The organism is Hyphomicrobium sp. 802 (assembly GCF_000526135.1).
GTDB lineage: Bacteria > Pseudomonadota > Alphaproteobacteria > Rhizobiales > Hyphomicrobiaceae > Hyphomicrobium_B.
In genome coordinates, this window is sequence record NZ_JAFM01000001.1 from 1,883,598 (window position 1) to 1,902,679 (window position 19,082).

The 19,082-nt window shown below is 61.1% G+C and carries 20 protein-coding genes; 10 read left to right on the top strand and 10 right to left on the bottom strand.

Translation table 11 applies throughout. The features are described from left to right. Window positions 1-57: 57 nt before the first annotated feature. The 3 genes from HYP802_RS0109495 to HYP802_RS0109505 form a co-directional block, all read right to left on the bottom strand. The gene (locus HYP802_RS0109495) at window positions 58-624 is read right to left on the bottom strand and encodes a formaldehyde-activating enzyme (protein ID WP_013947033.1); all 567 of its coding nucleotides are present in this window, start codon (window positions 622-624) and stop codon (window positions 58-60) included. 146 nt (window positions 625-770) lie between these two features. Next, window positions 771-1,280, bottom strand: coding sequence for a hypothetical protein (locus HYP802_RS0109500; RefSeq protein WP_013947034.1), 510 nt, complete (start codon window positions 1,278-1,280; stop codon window positions 771-773). Window positions 1,281-1,445: 165 nt separating this feature from the next. After that, window positions 1,446-2,003, bottom strand: coding sequence for a hypothetical protein (locus HYP802_RS0109505; RefSeq protein WP_024275632.1), 558 nt, complete (start codon window positions 2,001-2,003; stop codon window positions 1,446-1,448). Between the two features lie 213 nt (window positions 2,004-2,216). On the opposite strand from HYP802_RS0109505, the gene recA reads away from it, so the two are divergent. From recA to HYP802_RS0109520, 3 genes are all read left to right on the top strand, one after another. Further along, window positions 2,217-3,350 carry a recombinase RecA gene (recA, locus tag HYP802_RS0109510; RefSeq protein WP_024275633.1) on the top strand — a complete coding sequence of 378 codons (1,134 nt, stop codon included), beginning with the start codon at window positions 2,217-2,219 and terminating at the stop codon, window positions 3,348-3,350. A 220-nt stretch (window positions 3,351-3,570) separates the two neighbouring features. Further along, window positions 3,571-6,264, top strand: coding sequence for an alanine--tRNA ligase (gene alaS, locus HYP802_RS0109515; protein ID WP_024275634.1), 2,694 nt, complete (start codon window positions 3,571-3,573; stop codon window positions 6,262-6,264). A 143-nt stretch (window positions 6,265-6,407) separates the two neighbouring features. Further along, a complete protein-coding gene (locus HYP802_RS0109520; RefSeq protein WP_024275635.1) occupies window positions 6,408-6,881 on the top strand; it encodes a hypothetical protein in 474 nt (157 codons plus the stop codon). Between the two features lie 55 nt (window positions 6,882-6,936). On the opposite strand, the gene HYP802_RS0109525 is transcribed toward HYP802_RS0109520, so the two are convergent. From HYP802_RS0109525 to HYP802_RS0109535, 3 genes are read right to left on the bottom strand one after another with little or no spacing between them, the layout of a single operon-like run. Next, window positions 6,937-7,545, bottom strand: a complete 609-nt coding sequence (locus HYP802_RS0109525) for a class I SAM-dependent methyltransferase (RefSeq protein WP_024275636.1) — start codon at window positions 7,543-7,545, stop codon at window positions 6,937-6,939. Window positions 7,546-7,574: 29 nt separating this feature from the next. Next, window positions 7,575-8,330 (bottom strand): DUF4241 domain-containing protein, encoded by a 756-nt coding sequence (locus tag HYP802_RS0109530; RefSeq protein ID WP_024275637.1) that lies wholly within the window; start codon window positions 8,328-8,330, stop codon window positions 7,575-7,577. Window positions 8,331-8,377: 47 nt separating this feature from the next. Next, window positions 8,378-9,598, bottom strand: a complete 1,221-nt coding sequence (locus HYP802_RS0109535) for an NADP-dependent isocitrate dehydrogenase (RefSeq protein ID WP_013947041.1) — start codon at window positions 9,596-9,598, stop codon at window positions 8,378-8,380. A 327-nt stretch (window positions 9,599-9,925) separates the two neighbouring features. On the opposite strand from HYP802_RS0109535, the gene HYP802_RS22855 reads away from it, so the two are divergent. The 3 genes from HYP802_RS22855 to rpsD all read left to right on the top strand — a co-directional run bounded on the left by HYP802_RS22855 (window position 9,926) and on the right by rpsD (window position 12,836). Next, window positions 9,926-11,203 carry an RNA methyltransferase gene (locus tag HYP802_RS22855; protein WP_013947042.1) on the top strand — a complete coding sequence of 426 codons (1,278 nt, stop codon included), beginning with the start codon at window positions 9,926-9,928 and terminating at the stop codon, window positions 11,201-11,203. A gap of 146 nt (window positions 11,204-11,349) precedes the next feature. Beyond that, window positions 11,350-12,003 carry a hypothetical protein gene (locus tag HYP802_RS0109545; protein ID WP_013947043.1) on the top strand — a complete coding sequence of 218 codons (654 nt, stop codon included), beginning with the start codon at window positions 11,350-11,352 and terminating at the stop codon, window positions 12,001-12,003. Window positions 12,004-12,218: 215 nt separating this feature from the next. Continuing rightward, the gene (rpsD, locus tag HYP802_RS0109550; protein WP_013947044.1) at window positions 12,219-12,836 is read left to right on the top strand and encodes a 30S ribosomal protein S4; all 618 of its coding nucleotides are present in this window, start codon (window positions 12,219-12,221) and stop codon (window positions 12,834-12,836) included. A 255-nt stretch (window positions 12,837-13,091) separates the two neighbouring features. Here rpsD and HYP802_RS0109560 read toward each other — a convergent pair whose 3' ends face one another. Beyond that, a complete protein-coding gene (locus tag HYP802_RS0109560) occupies window positions 13,092-14,192 on the bottom strand; it encodes a paraquat-inducible protein A (protein WP_024275638.1) in 1,101 nt (366 codons plus the stop codon). A 152-nt stretch (window positions 14,193-14,344) separates the two neighbouring features. Between HYP802_RS0109560 and HYP802_RS0109565 the strand changes: the two genes are divergently transcribed. Both HYP802_RS0109565 and HYP802_RS0109570 read left to right on the top strand, forming a co-directional pair. Then, window positions 14,345-15,442, top strand: a complete 1,098-nt coding sequence (locus tag HYP802_RS0109565) for a P1 family peptidase (protein ID WP_013947047.1) — start codon at window positions 14,345-14,347, stop codon at window positions 15,440-15,442. Beyond that, window positions 15,439-15,888: an MEKHLA domain-containing protein gene (locus HYP802_RS0109570; protein ID WP_013947048.1), complete on the top strand. Its 450-nt coding sequence runs from the start codon at window positions 15,439-15,441 to the stop codon at window positions 15,886-15,888. The genes HYP802_RS0109565 and HYP802_RS0109570 overlap by 4 nt, the downstream gene beginning before the upstream one ends. A gap of 262 nt (window positions 15,889-16,150) precedes the next feature. Here HYP802_RS0109570 and grxD read toward each other — a convergent pair whose 3' ends face one another. Together grxD and HYP802_RS0109580 are read right to left on the bottom strand one after the other, a co-directional pair. Continuing rightward, window positions 16,151-16,501 (bottom strand): Grx4 family monothiol glutaredoxin, encoded by a 351-nt coding sequence (gene grxD, locus HYP802_RS0109575; protein ID WP_013947049.1) that lies wholly within the window; start codon window positions 16,499-16,501, stop codon window positions 16,151-16,153. A gap of 109 nt (window positions 16,502-16,610) precedes the next feature. Further along, window positions 16,611-16,847 (bottom strand): BolA family transcriptional regulator, encoded by a 237-nt coding sequence (locus tag HYP802_RS0109580; protein WP_013947050.1) that lies wholly within the window; start codon window positions 16,845-16,847, stop codon window positions 16,611-16,613. A gap of 197 nt (window positions 16,848-17,044) precedes the next feature. Between HYP802_RS0109580 and pqqA the strand changes: the two genes are divergently transcribed. Continuing rightward, window positions 17,045-17,134 carry a pyrroloquinoline quinone precursor peptide PqqA gene (gene pqqA / locus HYP802_RS22235; RefSeq protein WP_013947273.1) on the top strand — a complete coding sequence of 30 codons (90 nt, stop codon included), beginning with the start codon at window positions 17,045-17,047 and terminating at the stop codon, window positions 17,132-17,134. Window positions 17,135-17,311: 177 nt separating this feature from the next. On the opposite strand, the gene HYP802_RS0109590 is transcribed toward pqqA, so the two are convergent. After that, window positions 17,312-18,112, bottom strand: a complete 801-nt coding sequence (locus tag HYP802_RS0109590; RefSeq protein ID WP_013947052.1) for a DUF2147 domain-containing protein — start codon at window positions 18,110-18,112, stop codon at window positions 17,312-17,314. Window positions 18,113-18,454: 342 nt separating this feature from the next. On the opposite strand from HYP802_RS0109590, the gene HYP802_RS0109600 reads away from it, so the two are divergent. Next, window positions 18,455-18,748: a hypothetical protein gene (locus tag HYP802_RS0109600; RefSeq protein WP_013947053.1), complete on the top strand. Its 294-nt coding sequence runs from the start codon at window positions 18,455-18,457 to the stop codon at window positions 18,746-18,748. Window positions 18,749-19,082 lie beyond the last annotated feature (334 nt).

The following is a 19,082-nucleotide window of genomic DNA, read 5'->3' on the forward strand; positions in this document are numbered from 1 at the left end:
TCGATGGCGCCGGGCGACTCTCCTCCGGAGAGCCGGCCGCCCGGCGCGAGGCTTGGATTACACCTCGCCCTTGAGGCCCTTCTCGAAGTATTTGTGAATGATCTTGTCCTGGTTTTCGAGCAGCCAGTCGATGTCGGGCTTGAAGTTCATCGCCTTGTGAATGGCGAGCGCGGTCGCCTTGCGATGGATGTCGAACAGGATCTTGTGATCAAGCTTGTCGATCGTCGAGACGACGGGGTTCAGCCACACCGAAACGATGATGCCGAGATCATCGACTTTGTCTTTCGGCAGGTCGCCGGCGCGTACGGCGTCGAGGACGCCCATCGCGGTCGCGTATTGCACGGTGCCCATCAGGATGTTGGTGTAGCGCTCGTTGTCGACCGTCACCTTGCTGACGCACAGCGTCGGCGGACGCACCATCACGTCGGTGTTCAGAAGCGACAGCACGCGGCTGTGGCCCTTTACCTGGTCGCCGAGAAGCGTCGCGAAGGCGGTGCCGAAGGGGCCGTCCATTTCGCCGATCGCGACTTCGGGTTCCGCTGCCGTTCCCGGAGGGCCGCCTGCGACCAGGGCCTCGCCGACGCGAATGCCAAAACGCCCCGACGGGCGCGATGCAATGCTCATATGTCACCACCTTGTGCTCGGTTATCAATTGAGCGCCGAAGCCGACGCACGGGGTGGGCTTAAACCAGAGTGGCCAGAGACGCGCCATAAGTTCTGGTTATGGCGCGTCTCACGGTCGCGATGCGATGGGGGGGCAATCGCACGCGCTAGTCGCAGGGAATTTCGATGACGCTGTCGGCAGCGGCGGAATAGCGGCGGCAGACTTGCGGTGCGGCTGCTGCTGTTTTCGTTGCGGTCGCGGTTGCGTTTGAGGCCGTCGAGACAGGCAGCAGATCGCTTTTCTTGGCGATGTTCGTGGCGTCCGTCGATGCCGTTTGCTGCGCGATCGTTTTCGTTCGTGTGGCTGCAAGCGTCTGAGCCTGCTTTGCGGCTGCAGCTTTCTTTTGGGCGAGCGCTGCGAGACGGGCGCGTTTTGAGGCAAGGGCCGCAGCCTGTGCGCGTTCGGCGCGTAATTCGGCGAGCCGCTTTTCACGCGCTCTCGCAAAGGCTTCTTCGAGATTGCGGCGCTTGTCCTTCTCGCAGGGCTGGGCCGGCTGGCGGCCCTGGTTGCGGAAGAACGGGCTGGCATAGAACGAGCCCATGCCGTGTGCTTCCGCGTTCGATGCGACGGTGCTGGCGACGACCAGAACGGCGATGAGTGTCGAGATCTTGAGCATGGGTGCCTCCCACGAATTTGCGATGGAGGCATCTTGGAGCAGCGCGATTTTTCCCGCTGTTTCGGACGGAACACGTCTGCAAATCGTGCTGGGGTGTTGAAAATAAAAACGCGGCCCGGCCGAAGGACGGCGAGCCGCGTTTTATGAGTGAAGGGCGAATGCGAATTACTGGCAGGGCGCCTCGATCACACTATCGGCAGCTGCCGAATATTTGCGGCAGGTGACGGTCGTGGCGGCCGGAGCGCTCGGTGTCGTCGATGACGTTTCGATAGCGTTCGACGGTGTCTTTTCAACTGTCGTCGTCTGCGCTGAGCTATCTGCCGTTGTGGCTGCAGGCGTACTGTCGCCCGAGGTCAGCCGGTCGCCCTTTTTGAGCGCGGGCTTGTCGTCGCTCGTCGTGGATTGGGATGCAGTCTCGGCAGCGGCGATCTGGGCCGCTTTCTGCTTCTGCAGCGCGATCTGGCGGGCGCGTTCGCGTTTGGCGGCCGCGGCGGCGATGGCGCGCTGGCGGGCACGTTCGCGGGCGGCGATTTCCCGGCGAGCGCGCATTCTCTCGTAAGCTTCCTCACGACGGCGCTCCTCGGCGGCGTGCGCGAGCATGCTGGCGGCCGCCATGCCGCCGAGGAAGAACCCAAGGCGGCGGCCGGGGCCGGCTTCGGCGGCTGATGTGAACGACGCGGCGACGACGGCGATGGAAATCAGAACTGCGAGCAACTTGGACACGGGCTGTCTCCTTCGGCTTGGGTTGCCAGGAGAGTGCCGCGAGTGGCCGCGACGCGCTGTCCCTAAGGAAACATGTGCGCAAGAGTGAGAAAATTCGGCGCGGAGACTCCACAATGAGAACAAAACGTGATTGACAGAGGTGGAACAAAAAGTGTACGTTTATCCTTAATTGATGGCGCGCGGCGCTTGCCATAAGGGATTGAGGGTGACGACATGGAACGGCCGGACTTGACTGTGCTCGAAGGGGGCAAGATGGACAAGAAGCAGGCGCTGGAGCAGGCACTCGCGCAGATCGACAAGACCTTTGGCAAGGGGTCGATCATGCGGCTCGGCGCCAATGAGAAGCTGGATATCGAAGCGATCTCCACGGGATCGCTCGGGCTCGATATTGCGCTCGGCATCGGGGGATTACCGAAGGGACGCATCATCGAAGTCTATGGACCTGAATCCTCGGGCAAGACGACGTTGGCGCTGCAAGTCGTGGCGGAAGCGCAGAAGAAGGGCGGCACGTGTGCGTTCGTCGATGCCGAGCATGCGATTGATCCGGGCTATGCCAAGAAGCTCGGCGTCAAGGTCGAGGATCTTCTGATTTCGCAGCCGGATACCGGCGAACAGGCACTGGAAATCGCTGATACGCTGGTGCGTTCGGGCGCCGTCGACGTGCTCGTGGTTGACTCGGTTGCCGCTCTGACGCCGAAGGCCGAACTCGAAGGCGAGATGGGCGACAGCCTGCCCGGCCTGCAGGCCCGCTTGATGAGCCAGGCACTCCGGAAGCTCACGGGCTCGATCTCGAAGTCCAATACGATGGTGATCTTCATCAACCAGATCCGCATGAAGATCGGCATCATGTTCGGCAACCCTGAGACGACGACGGGTGGTAACGCCCTGAAGTTCTATGCCTCCGTTCGCCTCGATATTCGCCGCATCGGCCAGATCAAGGAGCGCGAAGAGACGGTCGGCAACCAGACGCGCGTCAAGGTCGTCAAGAACAAGGTGGCGCCGCCCTTCAAGCAGGTCGAATTCGATATTATGTATGGCGAAGGCATCTCGAAGGTCGGTGAGCTGATCGATCTTGGCGTTAAAGCCGGTCTCGTCGAAAAGTCGGGTGCGTGGCTGTCGTACAACGGCGACCGTATCGGCCAAGGCCGGGAAAACGCCAAGACGTACCTCAAGGAAAATCCGCGCGTCGCGGCAGAGATCGAGCGGGCTATCCGTGCCAACGCCGGGCTCATCGTCGAGAAGATGCTGGCCAATCCGGAAGCCGGTGAGGACGACGGCGAAGAACCCGACGAGGACGGGGTCCTTCCCGACGAATCGGGCAAGAAAGTCGCCAAGGCGAAGCGGTAGAGTTTTGAGTGGCGCCATCCGACTTCCCTTCGGGAAGCCGGCCGGATGGCGCAGAAGCCGGCCGTCAGCGCCTGTCGTTCCGCCGCAGGCGGACGGCCTGCCGCAAGGACCGCCCCTTCCTAGACATGCCTCAGGGCCGCCGCTACAACGGCGGCCTTAACCCGTTTCGGGGCTGTGTCCCGGAACATGTTTTTTATCCAGATCAGGCCGAAAGCACCACATGGCTGGCGTCAGCGAAATCCGCGCTTCGTTTCTCGATTTCTTTGGCAAGAACGGACACGAGATCGTGCCGTCGTCGCCGCTCGTTCCGCGCAACGACCCGACGCTGATGTTCACGAACGCGGGCATGGTGCAGTTCAAGAACGTTTTCACGGGGCAGGAGACGCGGGCCATTCCGCGTGCGACGACGTCGCAGAAGTGCGTCCGTGCTGGCGGCAAGCACAACGACCTCGACAACGTCGGCTATACAGCGCGCCACCACACGTTCTTCGAGATGCTCGGCAACTTCTCGTTCGGCGACTATTTCAAAGAGCGCGCGATCGAGCTGGCCTGGAACCTGCTGACGAAGGATTTCGGCCTCAAGAAAGACAAGCTGCTCGTCACGATCTATCACACCGACGACGAAGCCTATCGCATCTGGAAGAAGATCTCCGGGTTCTCCGACGACAAGATCATTCGCATCGCGACGTCCGACAACTTCTGGCAGATGGGCGACACGGGGCCGTGCGGTCCGTGCTCGGAAATCTTCTTCGATCATGGCGACAAGATTCCGGGCGGTCCTCCGGGCTCGCCCGACGCCGATGCCGATCGGTTCATCGAAATCTGGAACCTCGTGTTCATGCAGTTCGAGCAGATCGCACCGGGCAATCGCGTAGACCTGCCTCGGCCGTCGATCGACACGGGCATGGGCCTTGAGCGCATCGCAGCGGTGCTGCAAGGCAAGCACGACAACTACGATATCGATCTGTTCCAGCATCTGATCCAGGCCATCCGCCAGGAAGCGGCGAAGGTTGGCGCGAAAGAGAACGCGGCGACGAAGGATTTCGATCACGTCGCGCGGCGCGTCATCGCCGACCACCTGCGCTCGACGAGCTTCCTGATCGCCGACGGCGTGCTGCCGTCGAACGAAGGCCGTGGCTACGTGCTTCGCCGCATCATGCGCCGCGCCATGCGCTATGCGCACCAGATGGGCTGCACCGATCCGCTGATGTATCTGCTCGTCCCGTCGCTCGTCCGCGAGATGGGTGACGCCTATCCGGAACTCGTGCGCGCGCAGCCGCTCATCACCGAGACGCTGAAGCTCGAAGAGACGAAGTTCAAGCACACGCTCGACAACGGCCTAAAGCTGTTGGGCGAAAGCTCGGCGGGTCTCACGAAGGGTGCAGTGTTCCCCGGCGATGTCGCGTTCAAGCTCTACGACACGTACGGCTTCCCGCTCGACCTGACCGAGGACGCGTTGAAGCCGCGCGGCATTACTGTCGATACTGGCGCGTTCGATGCAGCGATGAAGAAGCAGAAGGATGCCGCCAAGGCCGCCTGGAAGGGTTCGGGCGAAGCGGCGACGGAAGGCCTCTGGTTCGAAATCAAGGACAAGACCGGCGCGACCGAGTTCCTCGGCTATGACACCGAGAGTGCGGAAGGCATCGTCACGGCCGTCGTGGCAGGCGGCAAAGAGGCCTCCGAACTCAAAGCCGGTGAGGAAGGCGCGATCATCGTCAACCAAACGCCGTTTTACGGGGAGAGCGGCGGTCAGGTCGGCGACCAGGGCGTCATCAAAGGTCCGAAAGGCACGCTGTTCCGCGTGACCGATACGCAGAAGAAGCTCGGCGATCTGTTCGTGCATTTCGGCAAAGTCGAGAGCGGAGCGTTCAAGGTCGGCGAAGCGGTCGAGCTCGAAGTCGATCATGGGCGGCGCTCGGCGACGCGCGCCAACCATTCCGCGACGCATCTTCTGCATGAGGCGCTGCGGCAGGTGCTCGGCACACACGTCGCGCAGAAGGGCTCGCTCGTTTCGCCGGATCGTCTGCGCTTCGACTTCTCGCATACGAAGCCGATGTCAGCGGACGAGATCAAGCAGGTCGAGGACATGGCGAACGCCGTGCTGCTCGAAAACACGCCGGTCGTCACGCGGCTGATGGCGCTTGACGATGCGCGCGCGACGGGCGCGATGGCGCTGTTCGGCGAGAAGTACGGCGATGAAGTGCGCGTCGTGTCGATGGGTGCGACGCGGCCCGGCGCCAACAAGGCGTGGTCGGTCGAGTTGTGCGGCGGCACGCACGTATCGCGCACGGGCGATATCGGTCTCATTCGCGTCGTCGCCGAAAGCGGTAGCTCGGCGGGCGTCCGCCGTCTCGAAGCGCTGACGGGTGAGGGCGCGCGCGCCTATCTCGATGAGCAGGATGCACGCGTGAAGGAAGCGGCGAGCGTGCTCAAGACACGGCCGGAAGATCTCGTCGATCGCTTGAAGCATCTCGTGGAAGAGCGCCGCAATCTTGAAAAGCAGCTTGCCGATGCGAAGCGCCAGATCGCGCTTGGCGGTGGTGCGGGCGCGGATGGCGCGGCAACGAATGGCGAAGCGATCCGCAATGTCGGCAACGTCAAGCTGCTCGCGCGTACGGTGCAAGGGCTCAATCCGAAGGACCTGCGCGGCCTCATTGATGACGGCAAGAAGCAGGTCGGCTCGGGCATCGTCGCCGTCGTTGGCGTGACGGAGGACGGCAAGGCGGGCCTCGCGGTCGGCGTCACGGACGATCTCGTCAAGACGTGGAGCGCGGTCGATCTCGTCAAGGCCGGTGCGGAAGCACTCGGCGGCAAAGGCGGCGGCGGGCGTCCCGACATGGCGCAGGCGGGCGGACCGGACGGCGCAAAAGCGGGCGATGCGCTAAAGGCCATCGAAGAACGGCTCGCGAGCTGACACTGTCGTCATTTTCGGTCGAGCGCGGCGAAGCGTAATGCTGCGGTGCGGAAGCTTTTTCCCGTTACCTTGCAGGCATTTCACTAATGACCGTCGGGAAAATTGGGTATATACGGCCCGCTTTCGCCAACGAGGAATTTGAAATGTTTCGCATGGGTTCGCTGGCTTTTGCCGCTCTTTTGATCGCCGCCACTTCGGCTTTGGCCGATGATTCAATCGTGAAGCTTCCGGCAACTCCGGCACCTTCCGCGGGGCCGACGATGATGGCTGCGCAGGAATTCTGTGGCGAGGCTTCGGGCAAGGCGGAAGATCTGATTTCGCGCTACACGTCGAAGGCTGGCCTGCAGAAAGTGTACGAGAGCGATCAATACCTCGCGTATTCGGACGATCCGAAGAACGCGACGGTGATGTATACGTTCACGACCAAGAAGAATCCGGCGTATCCGGCTGCTGTCTGCCGCAAGATCGAACACAAGGGCGACAACCTTGTGATCGCGATGAAAGTCGTCTGCGATGGCAACGGCGAGGCCTGCGCGAAACTTCAGAACGACTTCAACGTGATGAATGCGCAAATGCAGGCGCAGGTCGATCAGCAGATCGCGGGCCAGAAGAAATAGTTTTACGTTTGCGCTTGGCGACTCCCCTCTGGGGAGCCGGCCGTCGAGTGCGGGGCTAGACCTGCTTGCTACGGGCGAGCCAGATCGTGTGGCCGCCGGCAGTCGGGTCGTTCTCGACGTAAGTGGCGACCTCGAACCCCTGTGCATCGAGTAAAGCGCGGTATTCCTCCGGCGCGAGGCTCGCGTGATAGAGCGGTTCGCCGCCGAATGTGCCCATCGCCACGCCATTCTCCGTTCCGCTCGTGAACATCAGAGCCGCGCCCGGTGCTGCGTGCGCGCTGAAAATCGTGAACATGCGGCGTTGATCGTCCTGGGTCAGATGGAAAAAACTGTCCCAAGCAAGAATGCCGTCGAACGTTTGGCCGAGCGCGAGGGTGCGCATGTCGGCGACGCGCCAGTCGCTTTGTGGAAAGCGGGCTTTGCAGCGCGCGATCATCGCCTGCGAACTGTCGACGCCGTGAACGCGATAGCCTGCGCGAACGAAGAAGCCTGCGATCGGTTCGCCTGATCCGCAGCCGATGTCGAGAATGGAGCCGCCGGCAGCGATCGACGCAAGGAAGCGGTCGAGCCATTCTTTTTCGAACAGGCTTCGCGATCGGACCTCGTCCCAGGTGTGGGCGTGTCTTTCGTAAAGAGCGATGATGTTCGCCGCGTCCGACGTCATGGCGTTGGATGTTTCTCCAAGGGCGTCGGTCAGCGTTTCACCTTTTCCCAGTCGATGATGGCGAAGTCGGTGATGAGGGCGACGACGCGCCCGTCTTTGTCGTAGCCGAAATAGGATGCGTAGAAGCCGTCACCCCAGCCGCTGGCGAACATCGCAACGTTCGTCTCGCCAGCAGGGAGCATCAGGAAGAGGTTCGGTTTGAGGTGCGCGGCCTTACCGTTGGCCTCGCCCTTGTCCTGCCACTCCTCCCAGGCGTCGGGGTTCGCTTTAAGGACGGATGTCAGCGTCTCGCCGGCTTTTGGATCGTAGAAGGCGCCGGTTCCGGCATCGACCGGATAGCCGAAGATTTCGCCGCCAGCGAGCGTGGACGCGTCTTGGCCGTCGGTCACGGCCATTTTCCATTTCACTGCCGGAGTGTCTGCGAAGTCGATGCGAGCGAATGCGATACGGCCATCGTTAATGCCGCCGACCGCGAGCGCGAGGCGGACCGGAAACGATCCGTTCGGCACCGGCTCGGAAAACGGCAGCCGCGCGTCGATCGAAACGAACGGATCGCAAGCGGCGATCCGGCCGCTCACGATCTTTAGATTGCCGAGTTCGAGGGTGCGAAAGGACGTCGGATGAAGACGTGGCGGCTTGCCTTCATCGGCCTCGTCGACCGTCAAGCGGTACGTCGCGTCGAAGGCGCGGGTGAAGGCCTCTGCGTAGTCGGGAACAGCCCCGGAAGCTCCATGTCCGGCGAGCAGCGTGAACACGGACGAGAGAAACGAGCGGACGCCGGCCACTTTGCTCTCCTCCTTTTCGACGCATCATCGTATCCCGCGCGTTACCATTATGTTGACTTTGCCATCGCTGCCTTCAGGTTTTCATCGACCTTGTCGAGAAAGCCCGTCGTCGACAACCATTTCTGCTCCGGCCCGACGAGAAGCGCCAGGTCTTTCGTCATGTAGCCTGCTTCGACCGTTGCGATGCAGACCTTCTCGAGCGTCTGACAGAATTTCAGAAGAGCATCGTTGTCGTCAAGCTTAGCACGATGGCCGAGGCCGCGTGTCCACGCAAAGATCGATGCGATCGAGTTCGTCGACGTCTCCTTACCCTTCTGATGTTCGCGGTAATGGCGCGTGACCGTTCCGTGCGCGGCTTCGGCTTCAACCGTCTTGCCGTCCGGTGTCATCAGAACGCTGGTCATCAGGCCAAGCGATCCGAAGCCCTGCGCAACCGTATCCGACTGCACGTCGCCGTCGTAGTTCTTGCAGGCCCAAACGTAACCGCCCGACCACTTGAGTGCGGAAGCCACCATGTCGTCGATCAAGCGGTGCTCGTAGGTCAGCTTGCGCTTCTGAAATTCTTCCTTGAACTCAGCGTCGTAAACCTCCTGGAAAAGATCCTTAAAGCGGCCGTCATAGGCCTTCAGGATCGTGTTCTTGGTGGAGAGATAGACGGGATAATTGCGCGAAAGGCCGTAGTTCAGCGAGGCGCGTGCGAATTCGCGGATCGATTCATCGAGGTTATACATCGCCATCGCGACACCGGCGCCGGGGGCTTTGTATACTTCCTTCTCGATGACATTGCCGTCTTCGCCGACGAACTTGATCGTCAGCACGCCCTTGCCGGGGAACTTGAAATCGGTCGCCTTATACTGGTCGCCGAAGGCATGGCGGCCGACGATGATGGGCTGCGTCCAGCCAGGGACGAGGCGAGGGACGTTTTTGCAAATGATCGGTTCGCGGAAGATGACGCCGCCAAGGATGTTGCGGATGGTGCCGTTCGGGCTTTTCCACATTTCCTTCAAATTGAATTCTTTTACGCGTGCTTCGTCGGGCGTGATCGTTGCGCACTTGATGCCGACGCCATGCTTCTTGATGGCGTTGCCGGCATCGATCGTCACTTGGTCCGCGGTCTTGTCGCGATTTTCGACGCTCAGGTCGTAGTATTCCAGGTTAACGTCGAGGTAGGGATGAATGAGCTTGTCCTTGATCAGCTTCCAGATGATGCGGGTCATCTCGTCGCCGTCGAGTTCAACGACGGTGCCTTCAACTTTGATTTTCTGCATTGGATGTCTCGCGGAGCGATTTGAGGACGGTGGATCTTGTTCTATGACGCAGGTGCGCAAAGCTTAATCGCTCATCACGCACTTGCGAAGAGAACCTTCGGCGAAGTGGTGCGTCAGATCAAGACGCGTTTCAAGTCTTGCTCGGCGGCGCCAAGTTCGTTCCACCTGCGCGGCGTGGTTTGTGCTGGGGAACGCCGGAGCGTTCTTGCCTGTCCGCAGGCGTGTCGCGCTGGGCCCTTGACGTGCGCTCCGGAATGACACCCTGTCCTGGCATATGGACGATGCGGGACGCCGGTCGAGTTACCGAGACCCACCTGGAGGAAACGATTGAACGTCGAGACTGAGACTTCGGCAGGCGATGCGCTCCGCATCATGGTCGGCAGCGGCGAGCCTGTGCTCGGACCGCGGGCGACGCGCGTTTGCGAAGTCGTTCACGCCTGTCACGCCGGCTCGATCGATCAAGGGCTTGAAAAGCTCGCCATTCCAGGGCTGACGCGCGATACGCTCGAACCCGTCTTGCAATACTGCGCCAGCCTCACGTGCATCTCGGACGAGGTGACGTGTCCGGGCTGCAAGCGGCGCACGGAAGTTCAGGGCATCGAGACGCTCGATCAATTCGTTCTCAGCAAGAAAGAAGTGATCGTCGGGCATGGGCGCGTGCGCCTGAAGGGGGAGGGGACGGAAACGGTCTCGACGCCATGTCTCGAAACGCTCGCCAAGCAATGGTCGGGTGAGAATTATTGGTTCTGGGCGCGGCGTGTCATTCGCAAGCTGCGTCACGGTTTGCGGCGGGCAAATATGCGCGGCGAGCCGGTGGCGGGCGAGGGCGAGACGCCGTCGGTCATTCTCATGGAGCCGCAGCTTGCCGACAACATCGGCATGGTGGCGCGCGCCTGCGCGAATTTCGGTCTCGACGATCTTCGACTCGTCAGTCCGCGCGACGGCTGGCCGAACGAGAAAGCGCGCATTGCGGCCTCGGGCGCCAATTACATCATTGACGACGCGCGCGCCTATTCCAGTCTCGACGAGAGTATTTCGGATCTCAACTGGATCGCGGCGACGACGGCGCGGCAACGGGATCTGCGAAAGCCGGTCCTGACACCGGAGCAGGCGATCGCCGAGATGCGCACCCGGATCGGCCGAGGGGAGCGGTGCGGGATTTTATTCGGGCGTGAGCGTAATGGGCTGGAGACCAGCGAAGTTGCCCATGCAGACGCTTTGATCATGATTCCTGTCAATTCCCGGTTCGCGTCGCTTAACCTTGCCCAGGCTGTGCTGCTAACGGGATACGAGTGGATGCGGGGGGATTCTGGGCGAAGCCTCGGCCGTGTCACAACCTATGAAAAGCCCCTGACCGAGGGGCTTTACATGGGCCGGGACAGGCCGGCGACGAAAGAGGAACTTATTGGACTATTTGAACATTTAGAACGGGAGCTGGAAGCGAGCGGGTTTTTCAATCCAGCCCACCGCAAGACGGTCGTGTCGCAAAATCTTCGCACACTGCTGACCAGAATGAACGCGACGGAGCAAGAAGTCCGCACCCTTCGTGGCATAGTTGCAACGCTCGCACAGGGCAAAGGAAAGGCCCGAAAAGGGGGGGATTAAGTGCCTTCATATGGCCAAGTTTTGGGCCGAGCGATGCCAAGCCGAGAGGCATACTCGCGATATGCAACGCGGCTGCCCATTGGGTCGCGCCCGAAACGTATTTTTGCAACGAGATAAAAAACGCAGAGGCTCAACTGGAGATGTGGATGAACACGAGGGCGGGGGTTGTGTTGGCGGGCGTGGCAGCGCTGTCGCTGTGGGGATCCACAGTGTCGGCTGGCGCGCAGGAACTCAGTGAGCATGCCGTAAGATCATTCATGGAGTATGCGTGGTCGCTTACCCCGCAGCAGTTCTCCAAGCCGGATGGATCGGTCATCGTTATCGACAAGAACAAGAAGGCGCAGGTCGAGGTCCCGCTCGATGTTGCGCGCCGGGTGATTATGGCTGGCCGCCTTTCGGCCCATGCTCAGATTTGCGACTTGCGCGACGAGCAGGTTCAGAACCACCGTGCCCTGATGCGCCGGGAAGAGGCGACACGGAAGTGGACGCAGCAGCAACTCGTTTACATCAGCCAGTTGCATCTGACGACGCTGATGCTGATGACCGGCCGTATCAAGCTGGTCGAGCAGGAAGGCGACAAGCAAGTCGTTGTCGACGAAAAGAAATCGCCGCCGCAGACGTGTACGCCCGAGCAAAAGGAAAAGGTTAAGGAGCTGATCGAGGCGTACGTCGCCAGCAGCCCGCCGCCGAATTTCGCTCAGGCGGGCCAGAAGCCGCCGGCCGGGGCTCCTCCTGCAGCCGGTGCGCCCGTTTCGACCGGGTCGACGTCCGTCAGCGAGACGACGATCGAGAAGAAATAAGCTTTCGAGGCGGTTCGGGGGCGGTTGACGCGGCTCTCGATGACCGTTATCAAGCACAACCTTCGCGGGCCTTCGGGCCCGCGTTTGATTTCTGCGCACCCGTGGCGGGACTGTCGAAGGTCCATGCCTGTCAAATCCCGAGAGGGGTTAGAGGAGGGGGCGCTCCAATCGGCTCCGGCTCTTCGGCCGGACCATAACTCATGGAGTGCTAGAAGATGACGAAGCGCATTCGCGCCAAGCATAAGATCGACCGCCGCCTTGGCGAGAACATCTGGGGCCGTCCGAAGAGCCCGCTCAACCGCCGCGAGAGCCGTCCGGGCCAGCACGGCGAGCGCCGTTCGGGCAAACTGTCCGACTTCGGCCAGCAGCTCAAAGCCAAGCAGAAGCTCAAAGGTTATTACGGTTCGATCTCCGAGCGGCAGTTCCGCGCCGCTTACGATGAGGCTTCGCGCCTCAAGGGCTCGACGTCCGAGCACCTGATCGGCCTACTGGAGCGCCGTCTCGACGCGCTCGTCTACCGCGCGAAGTTCGTGCCGACCGTGTTCGCTGCGCGCCAGTTCGTCAGCCACGGCCACGTTTCGGTCAACGGCCAGCGCGTCACCGTTCCGAGCTACCGCCTGAAGGTTGGCGACGTCATCGAAGTTCGCGAGAAGGCGAAGCAGATGACGCTCGTGCTCGAAGCGATCAAGAGCGCCGAGCGTGATGTTCCCGATTACGTCAACGCTGACCACGGCAAGCTGACGGCGTCTCTGACGCGCGTTCCTGCTCTGTCGGACGTGCCGTATCCGGTTCAGATGGAACCGAACCTCGTGGTCGAATTTTATTCGCGCTAGTTTTTTGTTTGTCGCTTCCGACTCCGCTTCGCGGAGCCGGCCGGAAGCGACGGACGTATTTCACCACGGCCCTTGGCCGAAGTGGATCGAGTTTCAAAAAGGCCGCCTTTCAGGGCGGCCTTTTTCATGGCCGGTGGCGATGCCGCCTATCGGTTCCGTCATGCCGACGAAGGTCGGCACCCAGACAACGATCCTCAATCAATCTGTTGATGCTTGGCTGGATCCCGGCCTGCGCCGGGATGACGGCAGGTTGCGTTAGGCGGCTGTGCGGCGGCGGGGTTTTGGGCCGGGCGCAATGGAGATGCCGGGGTTGGGCGTGATGGCTGGGCCGCCGCCGTCGCGGCGCTTGCGGCGACGCCGGGATGGCGTTTCAGCGTTGGCCCAGGCGTAGGCGAGCATCGTCATCAGCGCGGATGCGGCAAAGAAATAGACGCCCGGCAGCACTCGCGCTTCGGTGTAGCCCGACGAGTTCACGTAGAAGATCATCAGCGCCAGCACCATGACATCGGTCATCGAATAGCGGCCGATCCATTCCATCGTCGCGAACGATTTGCGGCGAAACTCCTGCGGCATGTCGTGCGCGGTAATGAGCGTCAACAGATAGAAGAGCTTCAGGAACGGGAAGAACACCGACACCGCAAACACAACTGAGCAGAGGAAGTATTCGTTGTTCTCGAACAGCGCGTAGATGATCGTCAGGATCGAGTGCTCGTTGGTCCAGACGTAGACGGTCGTAAAGCGGATCGACGGCATGATCAGGCCGAGCGCGAAGAACACCGTTGCGAGAATAATCAGGAAGCTCAGCGCGAAGTTACGCCACGCGGGCCGCGTTTCCTTCTGGCCGACGTCGGGCTGCGGCAGCACGGGGACGAGTTCGGGCGCGGCGGCCATGCCGTCTGTTCTGATCCAGGCATAGGCGAGGATCATCAGCACGACGGCGGCGGTGAAGAAATAGACGCCGTTGAGGCTCGATGCGTCATAGACCTCCTGGCTCTTGATGAAGAAGATCGTCAGCGCCAGCACGAGCACGTCATGCATCGACCATTTGCCGAGCCATTCGAGGGCGCGCAGCCGCGTCTGGTGGCGGACAATTTCGGCGGGCGGCAATGTCGAGACGAGCAGCAGGTAAAGTAGCTTGGTGACGGGCAGGAGGATCGAGAAGACGAGTACGATGAGGCCGAGGAAGGTCTGGTTGTCCTTCAGCAGTACGTCGACGGTCGAGAGCAGCGAATGCTCGGTCGTCCAGATGCCGAAGCTCGTCAGTTTCAGGATCGGCAGCGTGATGCCGAGCGCGAGGCAGACGCTGGCTGTCAGGATGGTCAGCGAAAGAAAGAAGCGCCTGCCGCTCAGCCACATGACCTGCACGATCGGTCTCCTTTCGCGGCGAAGCGGGCCATGCTCTGCCATGCCATCGAGGCATCATCCGGTTAGGGCAAAATTGAGACACTGCGGGTCAAGTCGCAAGCGCATTTGGAGGCTAGGGATGGGAGAGCAGAACAGGTGAGAGCATGACGGACAGCAGTACGACGCGTGATCCCGCGAAATTCGGTTCCACAGGCAAGCCGCGGGCGCGGGGGCTCGGATTGCCGATGCCAGGTGTAACGGGGCCGTTGAACGCGATCACGGACGTCGGCGGCGTGACGGTCGGCTTCACGACGCTGCGCAATGACGGCGGAAACGTGCACACGGGCGTGACGGCGATCCTGCCGCGTGCGCCGGAAAATCTGGCGCATCCGCTGTGGTCGGGCGTGTTTTCGATGAATGGCAACGGCGAGATGACGGGCGCGCACTGGATCCGCGATGCGGGCTGGTTTACAGGGCCGATCACGATCACGAATACATTCTCAGTCGGGCTTGCACATCATGCGACGCTGAAGTGGATGGCCAAGCGCTTCTCGGCGCTGGGGGAGGATCTTTGGGCATTGCCGGTCGCAGCCGAAACCTATGACGGGTTTCTGAGCGACATCTCGGGGTTTCATGTCACCGAAGCGCATGTGATGGCGGCGATTGATGGTGCGCAGCCGGGACCGGTGGCGGAGGGCTGTGTCGGCGGCGGCACGGGCATGATCGCCTATGAATTCAAGGGCGGAACGGGGACGGCGTCGCGGATCGCGAAGACGCGGCTCGGCGAACACACCATCGGCGCGCTGGTGCAGGCGAACCACGGCATTAAGCCGTGGCTGACGGTGTGCGGGAAGCCGGTCGGCGATCTGCTGCCGGGCGAGCGGGTCTATTCGATGGAGAAGGGCTCGATCATCGTCATTATCGCGACGGATGCGCCGCTGCTGCCGGGACAGCTCGAACGCCTGGCGCGGCGGGCGTCGATCGGCATTGGACGTGGCGGCACGCCGTCGGGCAATTCATCGGGCGATATCTTCATGGCATTTTCGACGGCGAACGATCCGGGGCAATTGCCGGAGCCTGCGGCGTTGACGTTCACGGCCGTCAGCAACGACGATCTCGATGCGGTTTATCTGGCCGTGGTCGAAAGCGTGGAGGAAGCGGTGTTGAATGCGATGCTCGCGGCCGAGACGACCACGGGCAAGCACGGTCGCGTCGTCAAGGCGATCGACACCGAGAAGCTGAAGGCGCTGGTCGTCGGATGAGTTTCGATTTGCGGAGCGATCCAGCGTTCTTCGAACTGCTGACAGGCAGTTATGCGCGGCTCGTCGGCGCGTCGCTGGTGCCGGAGGGCGCAAACGCGCAGTGGCTTTACGAGGACGCGCCGTTCGTCGTCGTGGCGCATAACACGGATGCCGATCCGCGCTTCGTCTATGCCAACAAGCGGGCGCAGGCGTGTTTCGAATATCCGTGGGACGAGTTCATCACGTTGCCGTCGCGGCTGTCGGCGGAAGCGCCGAACCGCGAGGAGCGGGCGCGGATTTTGGAAGCTGTTGCGCGCGACGGGTTCGTGCGCGGCTATCGCGGCGTGCGGATTTCGAAGTCGGGCCGCCGGTTCTGGATCGACGACGGGATCGTCTGGCAGTTGATCGACGCCGACGGGGCAAATCGCGGGCAGGCGGCGACGTTTGCATCGTGGACGGACGTTTGAATTTTGTTCGCAGCCGCGCTCCTTACCGCGCCATAAGGGGAGCGAGTGTCCAGTCGTCTCGCATCGTCATCCCGGCGCAGGCCGGTATCCAGTCAGACAGAAACAGTTTCTGTGCCGATGCTTGTCTGGGTGCCGGCCTCCGTCGGCATGACGGAGTGTATGTTTTGTTTTTGGAGACGTTCGACGAGGATGACGGGACCGCCAAAAACAAAAGCGGAGCTGAAACAGCTCCGCTTGGAATTTCACACTTGATTGCGAAAACTCAGCCGTGGTGGTGGCTGTGGGCGATGCCCTTTTCGCAGATAAGGTCGTGCAGCTCGCCGGCCGAATACATCTCGCGCATGATATCGCAGCCGCCGACGAATTCGCCTTTGACGTAAAGCTGCGGGATCGTCGGCCAGTTCGAAAACGTCTTGATGCCTTCGCGGATGCCTTGGTCTTCGAGCACGTTCACATCTTTGAACGGCACGCCGAGGTGCTCAAGGATCTTCACGGCGGTAGCGGAGAAACCGCACTGCGGGAACTGTTTCGTTCCCTTCATGAACAGGACGACGTCGTTGTCGGCGATCGTCTTGGCAATCACGTCATTGGCGGTGGTGGTGTCAGAGGCCATTCCGGGGCTCCTATCGTGCCGGGGCGGCCGTAGCGGCGCACCCGTGAAAGGTTGAGATGTGGGCGAGAGTTGTCCGATAGTCAATCGGGCGCTTTAGCTGGCGCGCCGGTCATTCGGCCGGCAGGGCGGTTGTCAGCTGCAGGGCATGCAAAACGCCACCCATGCGGCCGCCAAGCGCGTCGTAGACCATCTGATGCTGCTGGACGCGGCTCTTGCCCTTAAAGGCCGCCGAGACGACGTGCGCCGCCCAGTGGTCGTTGTCGCCCGCTAGATCCTTCAAGTGGATTTCGGCGTCGGGAAAACGGGCTTTGATCATCTTCTCGATATCGGCCGCGGCCATCGGCATTGGTGGTGAACTCCCGGTTTGATCGTGATCTGGAAGGTTTTCTGATCTATGGCGCTTCCGATCAGCTCCGGCAAGGGCTTCGATCAGGCAATCTTATGGAATTCTCACGTGATTGCGATTGGACGTTATCGGAGATCAGGTCTATCCCATACGCTATGTGGAGTGAGAAACTCCCTCAAAGTCTAATGGAGGACACCATGAAGACCTGGACAAAGCCTGAAGTTCGCGAGCAGGAAGTCGGCCTCGAAGTGACGTCGTACCTTCCGGCTGAGATCGACCTCATCTAAGGCGATCCGAGCGATTTGAATTTGGACGCGGTGGCAGGAAACCCTGCCGCCGCGTTTTCTTTTGTTAGCTTTTCAGGGTTTTCAAAGGGGTGAGACGCTCGCCACCTGCAGGTGTAGCGAGCGTCTCTGAAACGCCGAGAACGGGGGGAGGCCTCGGCGCAAGCGGACTTTCTTCGATCAGCGGTCGCAGTCGAGCGTGACCTTCACCCATGGAAGGTCGAGCTTGCATTTGCCGTCCTTCGTCTTCGTGAAGACCTTGTCCAGCTCCGTGCCGCCGATCTTCATTTTGCCGAGGTCGCTGCCGCTTGTGTCGCTGTCTTTCGCGGGTGGCGGCTCGTCAGCCTTGGCAGTTTCCTTGGGCGGTGTCTTACCCTGATCGGGTGATGCCGAAGGTTCTTTTGCTTTGGCTGTTGTGTTGGTCGCCGGTGCAGCGGCGTTGGCGTCAATGCCTGTGCCTGGCGACGGAACCGCGCTCTTGCCTGAAGTATTGGCGTTCGGTGTGATCGTAGGTGGGGCGGATGCGTTGGTCGCGCCGCCGTTGTCGGCATTGTTCGGCGATGTGTCGGTGCAAAGCTGAAGGTCGGTCGGCGCCGGCGTCCAGATCATCGTCCGCGACAGGAATTTGAGGCCGGCATAGCCGACAACTTTGAGATTGCCGTTGGAAAGCGGCGTCAGCTCGACATCGTACTTGCGGCCCTTTTCCGGCGAGTAGATCCAGCCGTTGTCCCAGTGGCCGCTGCCCGCGGGCGTGACGTTGCCTATGATCTGCTTGCCGCAGCCATCGTTATCCGTCGACGATTTCACCCAAACGACGTTGCCGCACAGCGCGTTGCCGCACGGCTTGATCTCGACGGCGCCGCGGCCGGTGTCGTCCAACCAGACGCCGACCGGATCGGAGCCGGCAAATGCGTTAGCGAACGTGGCCGGCGCCAGCGACAGGGCGATCGCGGCAGGGGCAATCAACTTTATGATCCGCATGACAAGATCCTTTTCGTAAGATCAGGTTTGCTCTGGATGACCGATGTTGCTGCCGTTGTGCCCTGGATCGTCGGAACCGGAAGTTCCTCCCGGAACACACTGATCGAAACGGCTATCGGCACGGTCGTGGGCTCCTCGCATTCCTTAACGTCCGCCGCGGAAACTTTCGCTGAAACTTTCTCCGCCAGCGCCTGAAACGAACCTCAAAAGCCCGACGTACCGATCATGCAAGAGCGAGAAACAGTCGCAGCTCGATGCGGCGGTCGAGCGTTTCACCGTACTGCGTTCCGGTCGCGCTCTGGACTGAACAATTTTTAACTTTTGAGATCAGGAGCTTGTACGATGAAAACGACGATTTTTGCAGCTTTGCTGTTGGCCCTTTCCGGTTCGGTTGCGCTCGCAGAGGACGGCAATCTCACCACCAAAGCGATGAAAGATCTTCCCGGCACGCATGGCGGTTCGACCGCTACGCCGACGGCCAAGCCGAACTCCGGCAGCCTGTCCGAAGCCCAGATGCAGCGTCAGCCGGGCGTCAACAGCGATAAAACCGGCAAGACCGCGACGCCGAACGCCAAGCCCGAGGACGGCTCTCTTGCTGGCGCTGAGATGGAGCAGAACGTCGGCGCCCATAAATAACATTCGATCTATATTCAAATTTCCACGGGAGCGACGACCTCGGCTGTGTGCTGACGGTCGTCGTTCCCGTTTACGAGGGTGTCTGGGAAGTATCTTCACGCGTTCGCGAGCGTAATCTCAAATTTTAATCACCAATGTTCACCTCCGGTTGCCGTCGGGTGGGCGTGTTTCATGACGATTGCGCGCAATCTCGAATGTTCCAGCCGCGGAGCGAAATATTTTTTTGGGGAAGGTGGCGATACGTAAACAGGCTCGGCCGCATGTCGCCCGAGGCTGCTAAGCGGAAGCGACAGAAAGCAGAATGCCGATTGCGACAATCTTAAGCTTCCATCGC